Origin of the sequence: Dietzia sp. Die43 (assembly GCF_024519835.1) — a bacterium.
GTDB classification, from domain to species: domain Bacteria; phylum Actinomycetota; class Actinomycetes; order Mycobacteriales; family Mycobacteriaceae; genus Dietzia; species Dietzia kunjamensis.
Genome location: NZ_JALJRF010000021.1, coordinates 31,120 through 50,736, shown reverse-complemented (window position 1 = coordinate 50,736; position 19,617 = coordinate 31,120). Strand labels below are relative to the sequence as shown.

16 protein-coding genes and 1 tRNA gene are annotated in these 19,617 nt (G+C 71.2%); 7 read left to right on the top strand and 10 right to left on the bottom strand.

All coding sequences use genetic code 11. The features are described from left to right. Positions 1–28: 28 nt before the first annotated feature. From NR111_RS16220 to NR111_RS16210, 3 genes are read right to left on the bottom strand one after another with little or no spacing between them, the layout of a single operon-like run. A complete protein-coding gene (locus NR111_RS16220) occupies positions 29–412 on the bottom strand; it encodes a hypothetical protein (RefSeq protein WP_206474472.1) in 384 nt (127 codons plus the stop codon). Between the two features lie 30 nt (positions 413–442). Further along, positions 443–1,453, bottom strand: coding sequence for an LLM class flavin-dependent oxidoreductase (locus NR111_RS16215; protein ID WP_206474473.1), 1,011 nt, complete (start codon positions 1,451–1,453; stop codon positions 443–445). 13 nt (positions 1,454–1,466) lie between these two features. Next, the gene (locus NR111_RS16210; RefSeq protein ID WP_256821403.1) at positions 1,467–3,125 is read right to left on the bottom strand and encodes an AMP-binding protein; all 1,659 of its coding nucleotides are present in this window, start codon (positions 3,123–3,125) and stop codon (positions 1,467–1,469) included. Between the two features lie 192 nt (positions 3,126–3,317). Between NR111_RS16210 and NR111_RS16205 the strand changes: the two genes are divergently transcribed. Then, positions 3,318–4,376, top strand: coding sequence for an NAD(P)-dependent alcohol dehydrogenase (locus NR111_RS16205; RefSeq protein ID WP_206474475.1), 1,059 nt, complete (start codon positions 3,318–3,320; stop codon positions 4,374–4,376). A gap of 9 nt (positions 4,377–4,385) precedes the next feature. Here the strand turns inward: NR111_RS16205 and NR111_RS16200 are convergent, their stop codons facing one another. The 3 genes from NR111_RS16200 to NR111_RS16190 are packed head-to-tail and all read right to left on the bottom strand — an operon-like array spanning position 4,386 to position 5,903. Further along, positions 4,386–4,613 (bottom strand): hypothetical protein, encoded by a 228-nt coding sequence (locus NR111_RS16200; RefSeq protein ID WP_007626596.1) that lies wholly within the window; start codon positions 4,611–4,613, stop codon positions 4,386–4,388. A 7-nt stretch (positions 4,614–4,620) separates the two neighbouring features. Next, on the bottom strand, positions 4,621–5,598 hold the full coding sequence (locus tag NR111_RS16195; RefSeq protein ID WP_256821402.1) for a WXG100 family type VII secretion target: 978 nt from the start codon (positions 5,596–5,598) through the stop codon (positions 4,621–4,623). Continuing rightward, positions 5,595–5,903 (bottom strand): hypothetical protein, encoded by a 309-nt coding sequence (locus NR111_RS16190; protein WP_206474476.1) that lies wholly within the window; start codon positions 5,901–5,903, stop codon positions 5,595–5,597. Before NR111_RS16190 ends, NR111_RS16195 begins: the two co-directional genes overlap by 4 nt. 211 nt (positions 5,904–6,114) lie before the next feature. On the opposite strand from NR111_RS16190, the gene NR111_RS16185 reads away from it, so the two are divergent. Continuing rightward, entirely contained in the window at positions 6,115–6,705 is a 591-nt protein-coding gene (locus tag NR111_RS16185; protein ID WP_206474503.1) for an HD domain-containing protein, read from the top strand. 4 nt (positions 6,706–6,709) lie between these two features. Further along, positions 6,710–7,567: a hypothetical protein gene (locus tag NR111_RS16180; RefSeq protein ID WP_256821401.1), complete on the top strand. Its 858-nt coding sequence runs from the start codon at positions 6,710–6,712 to the stop codon at positions 7,565–7,567. A 57-nt stretch (positions 7,568–7,624) separates the two neighbouring features. On the opposite strand, the gene NR111_RS16175 is transcribed toward NR111_RS16180, so the two are convergent. Both NR111_RS16175 and NR111_RS16170 read right to left on the bottom strand, forming a co-directional pair. Then, positions 7,625–7,698: transfer RNA gene (locus tag NR111_RS16175), tRNA-Asp, on the bottom strand. 60 nt (positions 7,699–7,758) lie between these two features. After that, entirely contained in the window at positions 7,759–8,331 is a 573-nt protein-coding gene (locus NR111_RS16170; RefSeq protein WP_240341205.1) for a hypothetical protein, read from the bottom strand. A gap of 235 nt (positions 8,332–8,566) precedes the next feature. Between NR111_RS16170 and NR111_RS16165 the strand changes: the two genes are divergently transcribed. Both NR111_RS16165 and NR111_RS16160 read left to right on the top strand, forming a co-directional pair. After that, positions 8,567–11,491: a PD-(D/E)XK nuclease family protein gene (locus NR111_RS16165; RefSeq protein ID WP_256821400.1), complete on the top strand. Its 2,925-nt coding sequence runs from the start codon at positions 8,567–8,569 to the stop codon at positions 11,489–11,491. Beyond that, positions 11,488–14,928 carry an exodeoxyribonuclease V subunit beta gene (locus tag NR111_RS16160; protein WP_256821399.1) on the top strand — a complete coding sequence of 1,147 codons (3,441 nt, stop codon included), beginning with the start codon at positions 11,488–11,490 and terminating at the stop codon, positions 14,926–14,928. Before NR111_RS16165 ends, NR111_RS16160 begins: the two co-directional genes overlap by 4 nt. Positions 14,929–14,978: 50 nt before the next feature. Here the strand turns inward: NR111_RS16160 and NR111_RS16155 are convergent, their stop codons facing one another. After that, positions 14,979–16,121, bottom strand: coding sequence for a DNA gyrase subunit A (locus NR111_RS16155; RefSeq protein ID WP_206474480.1), 1,143 nt, complete (start codon positions 16,119–16,121; stop codon positions 14,979–14,981). 285 nt (positions 16,122–16,406) lie between these two features. Between NR111_RS16155 and NR111_RS16150 the strand changes: the two genes are divergently transcribed. After that, positions 16,407–16,790, top strand: a complete 384-nt coding sequence (locus NR111_RS16150; RefSeq protein ID WP_256821397.1) for a hypothetical protein — start codon at positions 16,407–16,409, stop codon at positions 16,788–16,790. Positions 16,791–16,851: 61 nt separating this feature from the next. On the opposite strand, the gene NR111_RS16145 is transcribed toward NR111_RS16150, so the two are convergent. After that, the gene (locus NR111_RS16145) at positions 16,852–17,706 is read right to left on the bottom strand and encodes a tyrosine-protein phosphatase (RefSeq protein WP_206474482.1); all 855 of its coding nucleotides are present in this window, start codon (positions 17,704–17,706) and stop codon (positions 16,852–16,854) included. Positions 17,707–17,881: 175 nt separating this feature from the next. Here NR111_RS16145 and NR111_RS16140 point away from each other — a divergent pair, with 175 nt between their 5' ends. Further along, positions 17,882–19,609, top strand: a complete 1,728-nt coding sequence (locus NR111_RS16140; protein WP_256821396.1) for an AMP-binding protein — start codon at positions 17,882–17,884, stop codon at positions 19,607–19,609. Positions 19,610–19,617 lie beyond the last annotated feature (8 nt).

Sequence of the window (19,617 nt, the reverse complement as noted above, 5' to 3'; positions counted from 1 at the left end):
CGGGTGGGGTCAGGCACCCGCCTCGGGGTCAGGCGCCGCGGCGGATGCTGTCGGCGGCGAGGATCATCGGCACCTGGAGCGGGAGCCGGCCCCACGCGATCACCTGATACGGCCACACGGGCTTGCGACGCCAGGCGCGGACCATCTGCAGGTTTCCCGGGAAGACGCCGATGAACAGTGCGGTCGCGACCGCGCCGCCCAGCCTCCGGGTGGCGGGCGCGGCCAGCAGCCCGGCGACCGCCACCTCCACGACGCCCGAGCCGTAGGTCCACGCGCGCCGACTGCCCGGCAGCTCCGGCGGGACGAGTCCGTCGAACGGCCGGGGCGCCACGAAGTGCAGCGCCCCCATCGTGCCGAGGGCGGCGGGCATGGCCCAGTAGCGGACGGTGCCGCGGGTGGTCGCGTTGCTCATTCGCCCGAGACTACGGGGGCGGCGGGCCCCTCACCGGACCTCGGGTAGGACCCGCTCGCCGAGCAGGCGGAGCGACTCCCAGCCCGCCTCGACCGGGATCCCGCCACACAGTGGGTGGTTGGTGATGAGCCCCAGGTCGCCGGCACGCACGAGTCGTACCAGCTGGTCGGGGGTCGCCACCACGTAGACACCCTCGTCGCGCAGGTCGTCGACCGTGCGGGCATCGGAGTGCACGAAGGAGTTGCGGGTGCCGCCGGCGTCGCCGGCGCCGGTCTGCCAGGCGCGGTACCCGAGGGCGTCGGCGAGGAGGTGGTGGCCGTACCGCGCCCAGAACTGGTCGGGGTCCTCGGCGCAGAACACCGTCGCGGGGCCGGGAACGGGTTCGACGACGAGGCCGGGCCGATGCCCGTGGGCGAGGCATTCCGCCCGGTACAGCGCGGTGAGCTCGGGATCGTCGACCTGCGGCTGGAAGTGCATGCCGAGTCGCCCGGCCCGCCGGGCGGCCGCCCTGCCACCGCCGAGGAAGATGAGGGGGTGGGGGTCGGAGAACGGCCTCGGCGTGGGCGAGGACCGCGGGGAGCCGTCCGCCGGGTCGTCGCCGACCGGCTCGCCTCGCCAGGCGGCCAGGATGGTCTCCAGCTGGGCGTCGAGACGAGCGCCCCGGGTTCTCCACTCGCGTGAGTGCAGCGCGTACTCGACCGGGCGGTAGCCCAGCCCGAAGGTGAAGCTGACCCGGCCCGAGGCGAGGTGGTCGAGGACCGAGATGTCCTCGGCGAGACGGACCGGGTCGTACAGCGGCGCGATGAGCGCCCACACCGTGATGGGGACGCGGCTGGTCACGGCCGCGACCGCCGACGCCGCGATGAGCGGGGACGGCAGATAGCCGTCCTCCGAGGCGTGGTGTTCGGAGAGGTTGACCGCGTCGTGGCCGGTCTCCTCGGCGTAGCGGGCCATGTCGAGGGCCGCGCGGTAGCGGTCCCGGCGCTCCTCCGGCCCGGCGCCCGGCGCGCGGAAGTCGAACCGCGTGACGACGTAGACCATCAGACCGCGACCACTACACCCGCGCCCCGGCCAGCTCGGTGTACGCGGTGCCCCGCTCGTCGCGCTCCCACCAGGTGTCCGCCGGCGCACCGCCTGCCCCTGTGCCGCCTGCCCCGGTGTCGCCTGTCCCCGGGCCGCCTGCGCCGGCGGCCCCCACGCCCTGCCTGATGAGTTCCCGCTTGAGGATCTTGTTGGTCGCCGTGGTGGGCAGGTCCACGGAGATCCGGACCCAGCGCGGCCACGCCTTGGGCGACAGGTCCGGCTGCGAGGCGAGGAACTGCTCGAACGCGGCCGGCTCCAGCTCCGAGTCGTGGCGGGGGACGATCGCCGCGGCGAGCTGGTCACCCACCCCGCGTGGATCGGGCAGACCGTAGACGGCGACCCGCGAGACCGCCGGGTTGCGCAGCAGGATCTCCTCGACGATGCCGGTGGCCATGTTCTCGCCGTCGACGCGCAGCCAGTCCCCGCTGCGCCCGGCCAGGTAGACGAAGCCGTCCGCGTCGCGGTAGGCCAGATCGCCCGACCAGTACATCCCGTCCCTCATGCGGTCGGAGGTCGACGTGTCGTCGTTGTAGTAGCCGGCGAAGAACCCCGCCCCCTCGGTGTTGACGAGTTCGCCCACACACTCGTCGAGGTTGGTCACGGCGCCGTCGTCGTCGAACACCGCGCGGGGACACTCCTGAACGGTCGCGGGGTCATACACGGCGACCCCCGGGAACGGTTCCCCGATCGACGCCAGCGGCGAGTTCTCGGTCCGCACGATGATCACCGCGAGTTCGGTGGAGCCGTAGGCGTCGCGGACCTCGCACCCGAACCGCTGCGCGAAGGCGGGGATGTCCTTGGCCGCGGCCTCGTTGCCGAACGCGGCGCGGAGCGTGGTCTGGGCGTCGTCGGGGCGGGCCGGGGTGTCGAGGATGTAGGCCAGCGGCTTGCCCACGTAGTTCATGTACGTCACGCCGTAGCGGCGGATGTCGTCCCCGAACCGGGTCGCACTGAACCGGCGGGCCAGCGCCATGGTGGCGCCCGCCGCGATCGCCGGAGAGAAGCCGCTCATGATGGCGTTGGAATGGAACAGCGGCATGGACAGGTACAGCACGTCATCGGAGGTCAGGCCAAAGGACGGCGCGAGGTTCTCCCCGGACATCGTCACCGTGAAGTTGCCGACCTGCACCGCCTTCGGATCACCCGACGTGCCCGAGGTGAAGATGAGCATGAACGGGTCCATGGCCTCCACCGGCGGCGGGTCCTGGGGGGCGGACGACGACGCCACCAGCGCCGCCCACTCGTCGGAGTCGGTGTCGATCACGCTGACCTCACCCAGGTCGAGGCCGTCCAGCAGCGGCTTGAGCTCGCGGTCCGTCAGGATGACCTGGCACTCGGACTTGCGGATGTCACGGGCCAGCCCCTCCCCGCGGCGGGTCGCGTTGAGCCCGACGGTGACGTACCCGCCCGCCGCGCCGGCCGCCAACGCGTAGAGCATCTCCGGGGTGTTCTCCAGCAGCGTCGCCACGTGGAGCGGCCGTGCGGGATCCAGCATCCCCGTGACGGCGCCGGCCCGGGCGTCGGCGCCCGCGAGGTAGTCACGCCAGGTGATCGAGGTGTCGTCGTAGCGGATCGCGACGGAATCGGAGTCGGCGTGGCGGCGGAGTTGTTCGCGGACGGTGTCGGCCATGTGGGAATTCCTTCACGGGAGGCGGTGTGATCTGGATCATAGCCATGGCGCTGACATGCGTCAGGGAATCGCGGACGGGAACCGCGCCGACGCTCGGCTTTCTGCAGCGGGACGCGCGCGCCTCTACTGTGGCGGGCACTCCGACTGGACAGTTCGCACCACGAATCCGACTCGATCAACGGGAGACCACACATGGACGTCGCCGCCGTCGCCGCCACCGCACCGGACGCACCCCTGGAGAAGACCACGATCCGACGTCGGGACACCGGCCCGGACGACGTGCTCATCGAGATCGAGTTCGCCGGCATCTGCCACTCCGACATCCACCACGTGCGCGGCGAGTGGGGGCAGACCACCTATCCCGTGGCACCCGGGCACGAGATCATCGGCATCGTCCGCGAGGTCGGTTCGGAGGTCACGCGGCACGCGGTCGGCGATCGCGTGGGCGTCGGGTGCCTGGTCGGCGCCTGCCACGAGTGCGCCTCCTGCCAGGCCGGCCAGGAACAGGAGTGTGAGCGCGGGTCGGTCGCGACCTACGGCTCCCCGCTGCCCGAGGGCAACCCCGAGGGCCCGGTGACGAACGGCGGCTACTCGACCCACATCGTGGTCGAGGAGCCCATGGTGGTGTCCGTACCGGACGGGCTCGACCCGGCCGCGGCGGCGCCGCTGCTGTGCGCGGGGATCACGATGTTCTCGCCGCTGAAGCAGTGGAACGTCGGCCCGGGCACCAAGGTCGCGGTGATCGGCATGGGCGGACTCGGACACGTCGGGGTGAAGCTCGCCGTGGCGATGGGCGCCGAGGTGACGGTCCTGTCGCAGACCACCTCCAAGCGGGACGACTCGCTGAAGTACGGCGCCGTGGAGCACTACGCGACCGCAGGCGACGAGGGCAAGGCCACACTCCGCGAGCTCCGCGGCACCTTCGACATCATTCTCAACACCGTCTCCGCGAGCCTGCCGATGGACCGGTTCCTCGCCACGCTCAAGCCGCGCGGAGCGCTGGTCAACATCGGCATCCCGACCGAGCCGATGTCGGTGCGGGCCGGGTCCGTCGCCGCCGGGCGCAGGATCCTGACCGGGTCCATGATCGGGGGAATCCCCGAGACCCAGGAGATGCTCGACTTCTGCGCCGAGCACGGGATCACGGCCGACATCGAGCTCATCTCGGCGGACAAGATCAACGAGGCGTACGACCGCGTCGTGAGCTCGGACGTCCGGTACCGGTTCGTGATCGACGCCAAGACGTTCTAGGGGTGGGCGTCAGGTTTCACCGGTGAACCACATCCAGATGAATGTCGCCACGAATCCCACCGTCGAGAGGATGAGGACGGTCCGGCTGTAGTGATCCTCCCAGGCCATCTGGATGAACCGCCGCTTGAACTCTTCCCACTTGCCGTCCCAGAATCCGGGTTCCGGTTCCAGGGCGGGGTGTTCGTAGGGGTGCGGGTCGCGTTCCGACGGGTCGTCCCATCTCTGCCCATACCTCATGGTCGTGTCACCTCTCTGCCGTGTGGGCCCGGTACCGGTCGTGAGCCATATCGCCCGCCTGCTGTCCCAGGTACGTCCCGACGGCCGCACCGATGCCGGCGCCGATGAACGTGCCGAGGGGACCGAACATCGTTCCTGCGACGGCGCCGGCTGCGGCGCCTCCGAGCGCGCCGCCACCCAGAGCCCCGAGGGTCTCCGCGACGGCCTCGCCGGTCGACGTCTTCCCCTGGGCGTGGGCCTTCACGCCGTCGTACACCGTAAGCCCGCCACCGACCGGACCGGCGACCCTACCGAGCCCCCGCAGTCCTGTCGCCGCGGCTCTGCCGAAGTCATCCGGGGCCGGGTTGAGCGTGTGTCTCCCCCGCGTCAGTGGATCGAGTTCATCGGCGACGTCCGGGTAACCCCGTGACGCGGCCCCCGTCATCGCGTCCACACCGCGACCCGGCCACGGGTCGTCCGGGCCCGGGATCGGCGACCGATCGACCTCGGGTGGGATCGCGGCGTGCAGCCGAGCGGCGATCTGGTCGATCTCGCGCCCGTAGTGCTCATCGAGGGAGCGAACGGTGTCGACCGCGGAGCTGATCGCCTCCGCATGCTCATCGACCGTCGATTGATCGATGTCGTCGCGACCCGACAACGGACGCACCGACGATTCGCTCACCTCGAGTCCGGCTGCCCCGGCATCGGCGATCCGATCTCGAACCGTCTGAACTGCCGGCCCCAGAGCAGCGTGCGAGCTCCGGAGAGCATCAGCCAGATCCTCGAGTCCGTCAGCCAGCGTGCTGACGTGCGACTTCTCACGTTCCACGGTGTCGAGGACGGCGTCAGCGGCCGCCCCGTCCCAGCCATCATCCAGCTCCACCGCACCGTCGACCAGGTCCCTCCGGATGCCCTGCGCCACCGAGTGCTGCCGGCCGACCTCGCCGCCGGCCCCCGCCAACGCGGACACGTCCCAACGACGAATGTCCGCGACTGTCCAGCTCACCGCCGGGCCACCGCTGCGAGGAGAGCCGCGAAGTCCTCATCCTCGGCCTCGAGGAACCGGTGCGCCTGGGCAGCGAAGTCGGCCAGGCCCCCGAGCCGACCCGCGATTCTCAAGGCGCACACCGCGGCAGCACCGCACGCCCGGTCCACCGCCTGCTCGATCGCCGACCCGCCCGGAAGACCGCCGCCCAGACGTGCCGTGACCTCGGAAAATGTCACCTCCGCGGCCGCCTCCCCGCAGTCGCGGAACACCGAGACCGCGCTCGCGATCTTCCCGGCATCCGCCCTGATCGTCCCGTCGGGCACGAGCCCTCCTCGTCGTCGTTCCGGTCTACTACCGGGACGCCCCCGTGGCGTCCTCACCATGTACGACGCGCGCCCCACGCCGATCGGTTCCCCCGTGTCGTACCCGTGGTGTGTACTCGGGAGTGTGGAAGGGACACCGGTCACCGCCGGTTCCACCCACGACCCGGCGGCGTCGCCCGGCGTCGGGACCTCTCCCCTCGAGGAGTGCACCATGTCGCTCACCTGGACCCCCACCCTCGACCGCGCGCTCGCGGTCGCCGCCCGTTGCCACGCCGGCCAGACCCGCAAGGACGACCCGACGCCCTACATCGCCCACCCGGTCGCGGTGGCGCTGATCGTCTCGGACTTCACCTCCGACGAGGACGTGGCGGTCGCGGCGCTGCTGCACGACGTCCTGGAGGACGTGCCGCCAACGGTGTACTCGGCCGACGACATGACCGCCGAGTTCGGCGAGCGGGTCACGGAACTCGTCCGCGGCGTGTCGGAGGACAAGACCGCCGGTGTCCAGACCCCGCCGTGGCGGGTGCGCAAGGAGGGCTACCTCGCGCGACTGGCCGAGGACTCCCACGAGTGCCTGCTCATCTCGGCCGCCGACAAGATCCACAACCTGCGCTCGATGGTCACCGCGCACGAGCGGCTGGGCGGTGACATGTGGGGCCTGTTCAACGCCGGGCCGGAGGAGAAACTGTGGTTCTACCGCGCGATCGCCGACGCCGTCGCCGAACGGCTCGGTGACTGCACCGCCTCGCGCGAACTCCGCCGGGCGGTCGACGACGTGGCCGCCCTCGCCCCGGTGGGATGACGCCGTGCGCGACCAGCTCTCCGGCCCGGGCAGCGCGCCGCTGCGTCCGGCGGAGGACCCCTGGGACGGTTTCGAGACCACCCTGGCCGGCCATCTGCGCAGGTCGGGGGCGGTCGGCGCGATGGAGTTCACCGCGCCGTCCGACGCGTCCGGAACGCGGGGGCGGTGCGTCGTCCACCTCGCGCCCGGCGGCGAGCGCACCTGGGTGACCGTGCGCCTCGCCGGTCACCCCCTCGTGGAGGAGATGATCGCCCACACCTCCCCCACCGCGCCCGGCACCATCGCCCGGGCGGTCGCCGATGCCTGCCGCGACCGGCTCGGGGTACCGCACCCCCAGCTGCTGACCCTGCGCTGCCAGGGCACGGTCGGGCGGCACACCGGACCGCTGCGTCTCCTCCGCACCGACTCGATCCCCATCGGCAACGACCCCGCCGACCACCCGAACCCCATCGACATGGCGGTGGAGGTGGCCGACCACGAGGACGCCCGGGAACGGTTCGAGGCGATCGTCGAGAGAGTCACGGGACGGGCCTGCGTGGTCGACGACCGCGGAGCCATCGTCTTCGACCACGTCGGCCACCGGATGCACGTCTCGTTCGACGAGGACGAGCCGTACGCGCGCATCTGGGCGTGGGTCGTGCGGGGAGTGCGCTCCAGGTCCGACGCGGCGCTCGAGCTGGCTCGACTCAATCTCGACGACGAACGCACGTCGTGGATCCTCGACGGCCGGCACGTCCTGCAGCGGACCACCGTGCCGGTCGCCCCGCTGCTCCCCCACCACGCCCAGGTAGCGCTCGAACACTTCCTGTTCACGTTCTCCTCGACGCGGGACGCGATCGCGGCGAGGCTGGGGCCGCGGTAGCCGGACAGACGAAAGCCGGTGCGTTCGGCGTGGACCGAATGCACCGGCTCTCTCCGGCGACCCTGACGGGACTCGAACCCGCGACCTCCGCCGTGACAGGGCGGCGCGCTAACCAACTGCGCCACAGGGCCGTGCTCGTGGCACGAGGCAAAACACTAGCGGAACCCCCGACCGCGCCCTCGACCACCCCGTCACTCCGCCCAGAAGGACACCATCGGCTGGCTCGAGATCAGCTCCCCACCCTGGTAGATCCACATTCCCGACGAGTCGATCGAGTAGAGGACGTCGTTGTTGGCGACCATCGCCGAGCCACCGGAGACCGCGGGATCGTCGATCTCCACCCCGGCCCCGTCGGCGTAGCCGCGGTAGTAGTACCGGCCGTTGTCCGGATTGACGCAGATGGAGAACGAGGCCTGGGTGGTGCGGCCGATCATCGCCGCCGGATCACCGGCATTGCACCGTGCCTGACGGTTGTCGACCCAGCCGGAGGAATCCGCGCCGGCGGGATACCCGACGGTCGGCGACGAGCGGGTCGCGGGCGCCTCGCGGGTGACCGTGACGGTCTCGCGCTCCGGCGCGGTTGTGTAGGCGGTCTCCGTGACCGGGGGCTGTGAGGGAGCCGTGGGGGACGACGACGAGGAGACAGCGACCACCTGACCCGACCCGTCGCCGGAGACGCCGCCCGGGCGCAGGAAGAGATAAGCGATCGCGCCGATCAGCGCCAGCGCCAGGATCGCCAGGAGCGCGATGAGGGCGATGGCCACGCCGGAGCCCCCGCGCTGTGGTTCGGACTGATACCCGGACCCCTGCCATCCCTGCGGTGTCCGCGATCCTGCCGCCCCATTGTCCCAGCCGTACGACATCGGCGGTGCCCCCTCGCTTTCCGCTGCCCCGGGTGGGCCGGTCTGACCGGACGGTAGCAGCAGGGTCCGACGCCGTCAGCGGTGATGAGAGACCGTCCACCCCGGGGTTGTCGGACCCGTGGGGCACCATGGCGGTGTGACCGGATCCCAGGCTCATCCCACCGCCCTCGCCGCCGAGGTGCACCGCCTCCGCGGTACCGACCCCCTCGGCCGCATCACCGTCCTCGTGCCCTCGTTCGGTGCGGTCCGGGACCTCGTCCGGGCGTTGGCGCTCAGTGGTGGCTCGGTCAACGTGGCGGTGCGGACCGCCTCCCAGGTGATCAGCGAGCTCTCGGCTCCCGCACTGGCACCGAGGGCCGCACTCCCGTTCCCGCTCCTAGCCGCCGCCGTCGAGAAGGCGTTGGACGCCGACCCGGGGTACCTCGAGTCGGTCGCCGCCGAGCCCGTCACGGGGCAGGCTGTGGCCCAGGCCTGCCTGCGGCTCGGGACCGTCGAGCCGGGGTCGGTCGGCGCGCAGACCCGCTTGCACTCGGAGGTCCTCCGGCTGGCCGACGAGGTCCACGCGATGACAGGTGCCGCGTACTACACGCAGTTCGAGGCCGTGGGCATCGCGCTGAAGCGTCTGGACGAGCTGGGCCGGATCGTGCTCGCCGCACCGTTGCGCGGGACTCAGGCCGAGCGCAGGCTGCGGGCCGCGCTGGATCAGCGCGGTATCTCCCCTCTTCCCGGCACCGGATCGGACCATCTCGCCTCCGCCGCCGAGCCCGGCACCGGGAAGGCGGTCACCGGCACCCACGTGCTCCACGCGTCGGATTCCGATGACGAGGTGCGCGCAGTGGTCCGATTCGTCCGCTCGCGTCTCGCAGACGGGGTCCCCGGCTACCAAATCGGTGTCTACTACCCCTCACCGGACCCCTACTTGCGGCTTCTCCACCGAGCCTTCGCGGAAGCCGGGATCACCGTCTACGGCCCCTCCGACGCGGCACTCGGCCGCTCCCCCGCCGGCCGTACGATCGTGCGGCTGCTGGGCCTGGATGCCGACCGGATGCCCCGCGCCGATCTCCTCTCGATCATCGCCGAAGGTGCGATCGCCCCGTTCGACGACGACGGCGCCGCCGTCTCGTCCCGGCGGCTCGAGATCCTCACCCGGACGCGCTTCCCCGTCATCGGTGCCGGCGACTGGGAGCGACTGGCCGAGTATCTGCAGGCCGAGCCTGAGGCCCTCGCCGAGTCCGAACGGGCCGCCGCTGCCGCGCTGCTGCGCCTGATCCGAAACATCCGTTCCGGACTCGCTGCCGTCGACGCCGCGCGTACCTGGACGGAGGCCACACGGGCTGTGACAGGTCTCGTCGCCTCACTGTTCCGTCAGGCCCCCGACCGGGCCGCCGTGCTCGCGGTGCTCGGTTCCCTAGGCGATCTGGATACGATCGCGCCGGCGATCACCCGGGATCGCGTCGTGGGTGCGGTCGCCACGCGACTGGACGCGATCGGTGACCGTGTCGGCGAGGAGGGCGCCGGGGTCGCCCTGGGGCCGATCGACGACGCCGTGGGTCGCGATCTGGACACCGTCTGCGTCGTGGGAATGGCGGAGGGATTGCTCCCGGTCCTGCACAAGCCCGACCCGCTCGTCCCCGAGGGCGCGGTCGAGCCCCCCTCCTCCGAACGACTCGACGAGCGGTACCGGGTTCTCCAGCTGGCGCTGACCGCCGGCTCCGAGCACCGCATGTGTTCGTTCCCCCGTGGGTCGATGCGAGGCGGCGGCGACCGGATCCCGTCCCGCTGGCTGCTGCCCACCCTGTCCCGACTCGCCCGGAAGTCCGTTCGCGCCACCAAGTGGCAGCAGGACGTCGACGGATGCCCGGCCGTCACCGCAGTGCCCTCGTTCGTCGACGGCGTGCTCACCCCGCCGACCGCCCTCGGTTCGGACCCGGCCACCCTCGCCGAACTGCGGATCCGGGACCTCTCCGCCCACGGGTGGCTGGCTCGGGCGGATGCCCCTGATCTGCTGGTCCGCGCCCACGAGATGCGTCAGGACCGTCGGCGTGGCCGGTTCACGCGGTTCACCGGCGACGTCTCTTCGGCTGCCGACCTGCTCACCTTCCTCGACCATCCGCTCTCGCCCACGAGGCTGGAGGATTGGGCACAGAGTCCCTACCTGTTCTTCCTCTCCACGGTGTTGCGGGTCCGAACGCTCGACGACCCGGCTGCAGATATCGAAATGGACCTGCGCGACTACGGCGACCTGGTCCATTCGATCCTCCAGCGCTACATCTCCGATCGGGTGGAGACCGGGTCCGGCCCGGACCGCGACCTGCTCATGAGAGCGCTTCGCAGCGAATGCGAGGCCGCCATCGCGACCTCGCCGGGCCTCGTGGCCTCGTTGTGGCGCCGAAGGGAGATCCTGCTCGGAGCCGAGCTGGACCGGTGGTTCTCGGAGGATGAGGTGGACTTCGAGGCGGGGTGGGCCCCAGCCGCTACCGAGCTCGGGTTCGGCCGACAGGCCCCCGACGGCTCGGTGGTCCAGATCCCGTTCGAGGTGACCACCTCCCGCGGCGCGACATCGGTCCTCCTCGCCGGGTCCATCGACCGGCTCGATGAGCGCGGAGACGCCCAGCGGGTCACCGACTACAAGACCGGGAAGCCACCGGAGTCAGAAGACCGGCCGACCGAGGATGATCCCACCATCTCCGGCACGCGATTCCAGTTGCCGCTCTACGCCGCGGCCGCCGAGGCATCCCACGACCTCCCGGTTCGCGAGGTGCGGTACTGGTACTGCACCGAGCGCGGGGAGTTCGAGCAGATCTCCCTCGACATCACCGTCGACGTCATGGACAAGGTCCGTGAGGACGTGGGCAATCTGGTGGACGCCCTCCAGCGGGGCTGGTTCCCGCTCAAGGGCGGGCGAGGGTCGTCCCGTGACCTGGCCAAGCTCATCGGGGGCACGGAGCTCGACCGCGCCTGGGAGCAGCTGTCCCAGCAGGTACCGATCGCGTCCCATCCCGCATTCGCCGGCCTCGTCGCCGCCGACCCGACCGAGAACGAATCGGAGACGACCACATGAGCCACCTCCCCGACCGGGCCGCCCGTCTCCGCGTGGAAACAGACACCTCCGCCACGCTCTTCGTGGAGGCCGGCGCCGGGACCGGAAAGACCCATGCCCTGGTCAGCCGGCTCAGCACACTCCTGTTGGACGACGCCGTGCCCGTCGACCGAATCGCAGCGATCACCTTCACCGAGAAGGCGGCCGCCGAGCTACGCGACCGGCTCCGCGTGACACTGGTCGACCTGCGCGCCAAGGGCGACCACCGGGCTGATGCCGCACTGGCGGGCCTCGACACCGCCGCGATCGGCACGCTGCATTCCTTCGCCCTGCGGCTGCTCTCGGAGAATCCCCTCGAGGCGGGGATCCCGCCGAGGGTCACCGTCCAACAGGACACCGCAGAGGCCACCGCCGTCGAAGCCATGTGGAAGGAGTCCGCCACCCTCCTGTTCGGCAGCGGCCCGACCGCCACTCGATCAGGCAATCTGGCGCAGGCAGTCGACGACATGCTCGACGCCGGCGTGAATGCCCACGCGTTCCGCGAGGTGGTCGAGGCACTGCACCGTGACTGGGACCGCCTGCCCACCGATCCCCTGTACCCGGACGTCGCGGACCTGCCCGTGTCGCCGGATCTGGCCGAGGTGGTCGCTGCCGTCGGATCGATCGTCGGGTGGCGGGACTCCTGCCAGGACGAGACGGACAAGCTCTACGCCGTCCTCGACGACCACGAGACCTGGCTGGCGAACCTGCAGGACGCCGCCACGGACCCGACCGCGTCACCCTCCTGGATGGAACTCCTGGGAGATCCGGTCAAGGCAGGTCGCGGCGGCAAGGGCGCGAGCTGGGGCGGGACCGACGTGGTCAAGGAGATCAAAGAGGAGATCAAGCAGCTCTCCTCCGTATGCGAGGCGATCCTCGTCGAGCACTGGCGTCCACGCATCGCGGTGGTGCTCGACGCCCTCATCCCCGTGGTCCGACGACACGCCGCCGACCGCCGCCGCCACGGCACCCTGCAGTTCCACGATCAGCTCGTCCTCGCGCGCGAACTACTGCAGAACCCGACGGTCCGCGAGCGGGTCCGGGCACGCTACCAACGGATCCTCATCGACGAGTTCCAGGACACCGACCCCATACAGCTGGACATCGCCGAACTGCTGACCACCGCAACCGACGGCTCCGGACCCGAACCCGGCCGGCTCTTCACCGTCGGCGACCCCAAGCAGTCCATCTACCGGTTCCGGCGTGCCGACATCGCCACCTATCTCCGCGCCCGGGGTGGCGCCGACAACGTGGGCGGGGTCGAGATCGAGCGACTCAGCACGAACTTCCGTTGTTCACGTCCGGTCCTCAACTGGGTCAACGAGGTGTTCTCAGAGGTACTCACCGCCTCCGACGGCATCCAACCCGAGTACCGGGATCTCGAACCCGCACCGAGCCGGCCCGAGCACGACCCCGCCCACGGGCCGCGACCGTTCATCTTCCGCACGGAGGACGTTCCCGAGCACTGCCCACCCGACTCGAAGGAAGCCACCGAACGCCACTGGACCGAGGCCTCCGATGTGGCGAGGGTGATCGCCACCGCCATCCGGGAGAGCTGGACCCACGAGTCCAAAGAAGGTGGGCAGACCCCGCTGCGACTGGCCGACATCGCGATCCTCCTGCCGTCACGCGGGTCCCTGCCCATGCTCGAGACCTGCCTCGACCACGCCGGGATCGACTACCGCACCGAGGCCTCGTCGATCGTCTACGGGACACCTGAGATCCGCGACCTTCTCCTGGCCGTTCGCGCCGTGGCCAACACCGCCGACGAGGCCTCCCTCGTGGGCGCGCTGAGGTCACCGCTGTTCGGCTGCGGTGACGACGACCTCCTGCGTTGGCGCGCCGCCGGTGGCACCTGGGCTCCCGGCGCACCGGCACCCACGGATTTCGAGGCGTCGCCCGTCGCCGAGGCGATGGGCTACCTCTCGGCCCTGTCCCGCGACACCCGGCGCCCCGGCGAGCTGTTGGAGAGGCTCGTTCACAACCGCATGGTCTTCGAGTCCGTCGCCGAATCTCCGCGCCGGCGCGACCTGTGGCGGCGGATCCGGTTCGTGATCGAGCACGCATGGCAATGGGAGGAGTCCGCCACCGACCCCGCGCGTGCCGACCTGCGGGATTACGCCGACTGGGCATTGACGCTGACCGCGGAGGACGCCCGCGTCCCCGAAGCCGCCATCCCCGAGATCGGGGTGGACGCCGTACGCATCAACACCATCCACGCCTCAAAAGGCCTGGAGTACCCGATGGTCATCGTGGCCGGGATGAGTCGGGGCTGGCCGAACGGTCAGGGCCGGCTCCTGTGGACCGACGACGAGACTCCCCGGCCGGCCGTGTCGTTCTCCGCTGCCGTCCGCGATCCCGGGTACACACCAGCCGCCGATCTGGAGAAACAGCACGCCCGCGCCGAACGGATCCGGCTTCTCTACGTAGCCACGACCCGCGCGCAGAGCCGCCTCGCGGTCTCCGGCCATGGCTACGCCCTCAACACCGACGGAAAACCCAAGGCCGGCCTGTGGGGGACACTCCTCGGCTCCGTCATCGAAGACGCCGATGCGCCCGATCTGGTCGAGTACAGCGAGAACCTGCTCGAGGTTGCCGCCGCGCCCGCCGTGGACGTGCCCGACGAAGCGGAATGGGTGGAACGCAGCCGGCGGATCTCTGCCAGGTCCGCCGAGCGCGCGGGCTGGTCGGCGACCCGGATCGTGCACCCGGAAGCCGAGAGTGCCTCCGACGGCACCGGCGACGACGCACGCGACGACGAGGCCCGAGAACCGCGCCCACTTCCCGAACGGCTGGCTGCCGCGTTGCGCGACCGGTTCAGCCCGGCCCCGACGCGACCGGACGAGTTGCCGCCCGCACCGCGGGGCACCCCGCTCGCCTCCGGGCCGGACGTCGGTACCGCCGTGCACTACCTGGCCGAGTACACGGACCTGAGCCGCCTGCTCGGGCCGACCGCCGACCGCGACTCCTCGATCGCGGACTGGGAGCGATGGGCGGCGGACCAACTAGTCGCCCTCGGGTTGGGGGGCGCCCTGCGCGGGAGCCGGAACCCGGAGGCCGTCGCGGAGATGGTTTCCGTCGCGCGAACCGCACTGACCTCCGAGCCCGTCCGGCGGGCGGCGACTCGCACCCACTGGGCCGAGCTACCCGTGGCGGGGCCGCTGAGCACCGCGGATGGGACGACGGTCGCGGTGGACGGGGTCGTCGATCTCGTGATGGAGGAAGCCGACGGCTCGTTGACGATCGTCGACTACAAGACCGACGTCGCCGTCACGGTGGACACCGTTGACGAGTACCTGCTCCAGTTGTGCGCCTACGCCGAGCTGCTCGGTGGCACCACCGGAAAGACGGTGGGGAGGATCGAGCTGGTCTTCTGCCGCGGGGCCCGCCCGACGGTGGTGGCCCGCGACCTGGGCTGACGACACGGCCCTGCGGGGCGGGGCCCCGCGGGGGCGGAGCCCAGACAAGGTCAGCCCAGGTTGCTCCACACCACGCGGCCGTCCGCGACCGCGGCGAGTGCCGAGTCGCACGGGGCGCCCACCGTGAAGGCCTGGTAGAGCTCGACCAGCAGATCCACGACCGAATCCCACATCCGGTGAAGGGGCTGGCCCCCGCCGTACGCCCACACCGAGCCGGCGTCGCGACCGGCGCGGTACGACACCGCGTAGCCGAACCCGCTGCGCTCGGCGAACGGCCACAACCGACCCGCCCACGTCGCGTCACCACCCGGCTCAGACCCGAGGGTGCCGGCCCCCATCGCCTGCTCGAACCTCGCCGCCTGCACCTCGAACCCCTGGGCCGCGGTGAGCGGCTCCGCGAACGGGAACAACCCCTCCACCGAATCGAGGCCCGTCCTGCGCAGGTGCCACAACATGGTGCGGACACCGGTGGTGTCGTCGACGCCGCACCTGTCCAGTAGAGCGCCCGACGGACTCTCGGACTGCCGGGGATCGTCGGCCGGGCGCGCGCCGTCGCAGGCGACGACCGAGGCCACCCGGAGGAGCTCCGCGAGGGCGTCGGCCAGTTCGCCGATCTGCTCGTCGAGCACCACCGAGGCGTCGTCCTGCCCCGCCATCGACCGGCGACCACCAGCCGACCGGCCGCCGGTACCCGACGTCGGCGGGTCCGGGTGAGGCTCGGAATCGGGGGCGGTCCGGGACTCCCCCATCGCGGAACTGATGCGCGCGAGAGCGCCGTCGAACTCCTCGCTCCACTCGCCACCGGCGACCCAGTCCTCCTCGGCGACCGGAGGCACGGTCCGCAGCGGGGCCGGTGGGGGCGGGGACGGCTCGTCGGGGATGGCGGGCAGGAAGCCGGTGACGTCGGCCAACAGGTCCATCCGGGCGCGTCGGCCCTCGTCCATCCGCGAGCGCTCCGAGCGGGTGAACGCCATGACCGGCAGGGTGAGGAGCAGCGCGGCCTGACGGCCGGTGAAACCGAAGCCCAGCTTGAGCGCCCGGCGCGCCTCGACCGGCGACTCCGCGTCGCGGATGGCCGCCATCACCCCGTCGAGGTCCTCGCAGGCCCGGAGGATCGCCTCCGCCTCGTCCCAGGACCTCCCGATGTCGTCACCGGGTTCGAACCATCCTCCGACGGTACGCGCAGCGCCCACGACAACCCCCCTTCTCGTCGACGAACCACACATTCGCCCCCTCAGATCCGCGGGAATCCTACGCCCGCCCGCGCTCCCGTGGCGGTTCCAGGATGCGCCGCGGCGCAGTGGGGACGGAGTCGCTGCCGCGGCTCCCGCGTCGGCGGTCACAGGGGCGCGCATCCGACCGGATGTGACCGATCTCTCCACCGCCCGAAGGTGCGCTGACCAGCGTCGATGGCGTGCGAATCGAACCCTCAGGAAAGGCCGAGGTTCCGGAGAGGATCGCTGCGTAGGGTCCGGATCATGAGCAACACCCAGATGGTTGAGGAGCGTCGGCGGGGCGGATCGGAGACCACGGCGACCCCGGGCGTCGACGGCGGCACCCGCCCCGGCACCGGGACACTCACCCACCCCACCACCCATGCCACCGTCCTCCCGGCGCCGCTGACGACGATCATCGCCGCGGTGGCGGGCGGACTGATCGGCATCGCTGCGGTCTACGGGGTGGCGTCCAGACTGGCCGGCTCGCTCACCGCGGTCGCGGCCATCGTCATGGTCTTCGCGGTCACGCTGGCCGGCCCCCGGGTCCACGCGGCGGCCCGCACCGAACTCGGGCGGACGATCGCGGTCACGCTCCAGGCGATCGGGTTCGGCGGCGTCGTCGGCGCGCTGGTCATCGCCGCCTGAACCATCGCCGACTGAGCCATCCCTGTCCTGGTCAGCCCCGCCTGAACCATCGCCGTCCTGGTCAGCCCCGCCTGAACCGCGCGGACAACTCGTCGACAGCCGCCTCCTCCACCCCGGCGCCCTCCACGAGGTATCGCCGCGCGTCACCGAACTCACGGGCCAACACATCCAGGGAGCGGCGGAGGTTGGACTCCTCGACGCCGATGAGCACCTCTATCGCCTCGAGCTTGTCGGGCATCTCCGCCTGCACGTAGGTACGGATGGAGGAGACGAAGTCCGCGGACATCTCCCGCGTGAGCAGGTAGTCCGCGATCACATCCTCCTCCCGGACACCGGCGACCAACTGCACCAGCGCCGAGACCCACCCGGTGCGGTCCTTGCCCGCCGTGCAGTGCACGATCGCCGGGCCCGACGACACGGCCAGGGCGTGGACGGCCCGACCGAACGCCCGCCGCTCGTGATCACCCACCACGAACCGCTCGTAGGTCGCGGCCATCTCGCGCCGCGCCTCCTCGGCCCCGGCCAGGCCGGACGCACTGAGGGTCGCCGCCGAGGTGTGCCCGCCCAACACGTCGATCGGCAGGTACTCGGCCCCGGCGGGGACGACGTCGGGCTGCTTGTCGATCTCGGCGCCGGTGCGCAGGTCGACGACGGTCGAGACGCCGAGTTTCTCGAGCACCGCGAGGTCGTCGTCGCCCACCGCGAGGGTCGTGGACCGGTAGACGAGACCGCGGGCCATCGACCCGGACGGACGGAGTGCGTAGCCCGGGCCGGCCACGTCCCGGAAATTGTGGACGCTGGTGAGTCGGACATCGCTGACGACGAACCCGTCCCGGTCGAGGCCGACCTCGTCGTCGTCGGATCCCCGGACGACACCCTCGTCCACGTCGACGTTCCCGCCGTGTTCGCCGACCATCCCACGCCCCTGTTCGATCCCCGCGCGCCCATGTGGCGCGCCGTCACCTCGTTCCTACCCGATGCCGGCCGGACACGCCCACCGAGTGGGCCGGTGACCACCGAGGCTGACACCTGTCAATGTTGCTGGCCGTTTCGCCTGTGCGACGGGGCCCGGTCGCCTAGTGTCCGATCTCATGACCACAGCAGACTTCAATCCCGGGCACGACATGCAGCACGCCACGTTCGGCGACATCCTCATCGAGCGTTCCACCGACGACCACCCGGGACTGCTGTTCGAGGACTCCGCGTGGACCTGGCGCGAGTTAGTGGCCGAGGCCGCCGTCCGCGCGGAGATCCTGCGCGGCTGGGCGGAGGAGCACTCCGGCTCGTACGCGGACCGACCCGACCCCTACAAGCACCTCCACGTGGGCATCCTCCTGGAGAACGTGCCCGAGTACCTGTTCACCCTGTGCGGGGCGGCGCTCGCGGGCGTGACCATCGTCGGCATCAACCCCACCCGGCGCGGCGCCGAACTCGCCTCCGACATCCGGGGCGTGGACTGCGACGTGATCGTCACCGACGCCGACGGCACCGCCCTGCTCGAGGGCCTCGACACCGGCGTCGCCGCGCAGTTCGACATCGACTCCGAGCAGTGGCGCGGCCTGCTCGCCGATCACGCCGGCGCCGAGCCACGACTGCACCCGGAGAGCGCCCGCGACCCCCACACCCTGCTGGCCCTGCTGTTCACCTCCGGCTCGACCGGCGCCCCCAAGGCCGTCATGTGCTCGACCGGCCGCATGGCCATGATGGGCACCATCAACTACCGGGGCCTCGTCCGCGACGACGTGGCCTACAGCGCGATGCCCCTGTTCCACGGCAACGCCCTCTTCGCCGCGTTCGCCCCGTCCGCGTACGTCGGCTGCACCTTCGCGATGCGCCGCAAGTTCTCCGCCTCGGGGTTCCTGCCCGACGTGCTGCGGTACAACGCCAGCTACTTCAACTACGTCGGCCGGTCACTGTCGTACATCCTCGCCCAGCCCGAGGTGCCCGAGGAGAAGCAGACGCGCCTGCGGGTCGTCTTCGGCACCGAGGCCTCCGTCCACGACCGGACCGAGTTCGAGCGCCGCTTCGGTGTGACCCCGCTCGAGTCGTACGGCAGCAGCGAGGGCGGCGTGGTGATCAGCCACACCGAGGACACCCCGCCCGGCGCGCTCGGGGTGGCCGGCGCCTACATGGACGTCGCGATCCTCGACGCGGATGAGAACGAATGCCCCCGGGCCGAGTTCGATGCCAACGGCGGCCTGGTCAACGCCGGCGAGGCGATCGGCGAGATCTGCAACGTCACCGGCGCGAAGCTGTTCGAGGGCTACTACCGCAACCCCGAGGCCACCGCCGAACGCAACGTCGGCGAGGTCTTCCACACCGGTGACCTGGGCTACCGCGACGCGGACGGGTACTTCTACTTCGCCGGCCGCTCCGGTGACAGGATCCGCGTGGACAGCGAGAACTTCTCCGCCGGGCCCGTCGAGCGCATCCTCGACCGGTTCCCCGGCGTGCTCGTCGTGGCCGTCTACCCGGTCCCGGACCCGCGCACCGGCGACCAGGTCATGGCCGCCATCCAGCTCGAACCCGGCGTGGAGTTCGACGCCGACGCGTTCTCCGAGTTCTGCCGCACCCAGCCCGACATGGGCACCAAGTGGGCGCCGCGGTTCGTGCGCGTCATGACCGAGATGCCGGTCACCGCCACGCGGAAGATCTCCAAGCCCAGCCTGCGACGGGAGTCCTGGATCGAACCCGGCGAGGTCTACCTGCGTGGCGGCGCGGCGGGCGACGACGACGTCTACCGGCCGCTCACCGACGCCGACCGCGAGGCCCTGCTCGCCGAGTACGAGCTCCACGGGCGCCGGCCCGTGGGGGTGTGACGGCGGGT

Excerpts from the sequence above, each read along its gene's own strand:
- NR111_RS16220 (WP_206474472.1), bottom strand. The coding sequence starts at position 412 with ATGAGCAACGCGACCACCCGCGGCACCGTCCGCTACTGGGCCATGCCC.
- NR111_RS16215 (WP_206474473.1), bottom strand. The coding sequence starts at position 1,453 with ATGGTCTACGTCGTCACGCGGTTCGACTTCCGCGCGCCGGGCGCCGGG.
- NR111_RS16210 (WP_256821403.1), bottom strand. The coding sequence starts at position 3,125 with ATGGCCGACACCGTCCGCGAACAACTCCGCCGCCACGCCGACTCCGAT.
- NR111_RS16205 (WP_206474475.1), top strand. The coding sequence starts at position 3,318 with ATGGACGTCGCCGCCGTCGCCGCCACCGCACCGGACGCACCCCTGGAG.
- NR111_RS16200 (WP_007626596.1), bottom strand. The coding sequence starts at position 4,613 with ATGAGGTATGGGCAGAGATGGGACGACCCGTCGGAACGCGACCCGCAC.
- NR111_RS16185 (WP_206474503.1), top strand. The coding sequence starts at position 6,115 with ATGTCGCTCACCTGGACCCCCACCCTCGACCGCGCGCTCGCGGTCGCC.
- NR111_RS16160 (WP_256821399.1), top strand. The coding sequence starts at position 11,488 with ATGAGCCACCTCCCCGACCGGGCCGCCCGTCTCCGCGTGGAAACAGAC.
- NR111_RS16150 (WP_256821397.1), top strand. The coding sequence starts at position 16,407 with ATGAGCAACACCCAGATGGTTGAGGAGCGTCGGCGGGGCGGATCGGAG.
- NR111_RS16145 (WP_206474482.1), bottom strand. The coding sequence starts at position 17,706 with ATGGTCGGCGAACACGGCGGGAACGTCGACGTGGACGAGGGTGTCGTC.
- NR111_RS16140 (WP_256821396.1), top strand. The coding sequence starts at position 17,882 with ATGACCACAGCAGACTTCAATCCCGGGCACGACATGCAGCACGCCACG.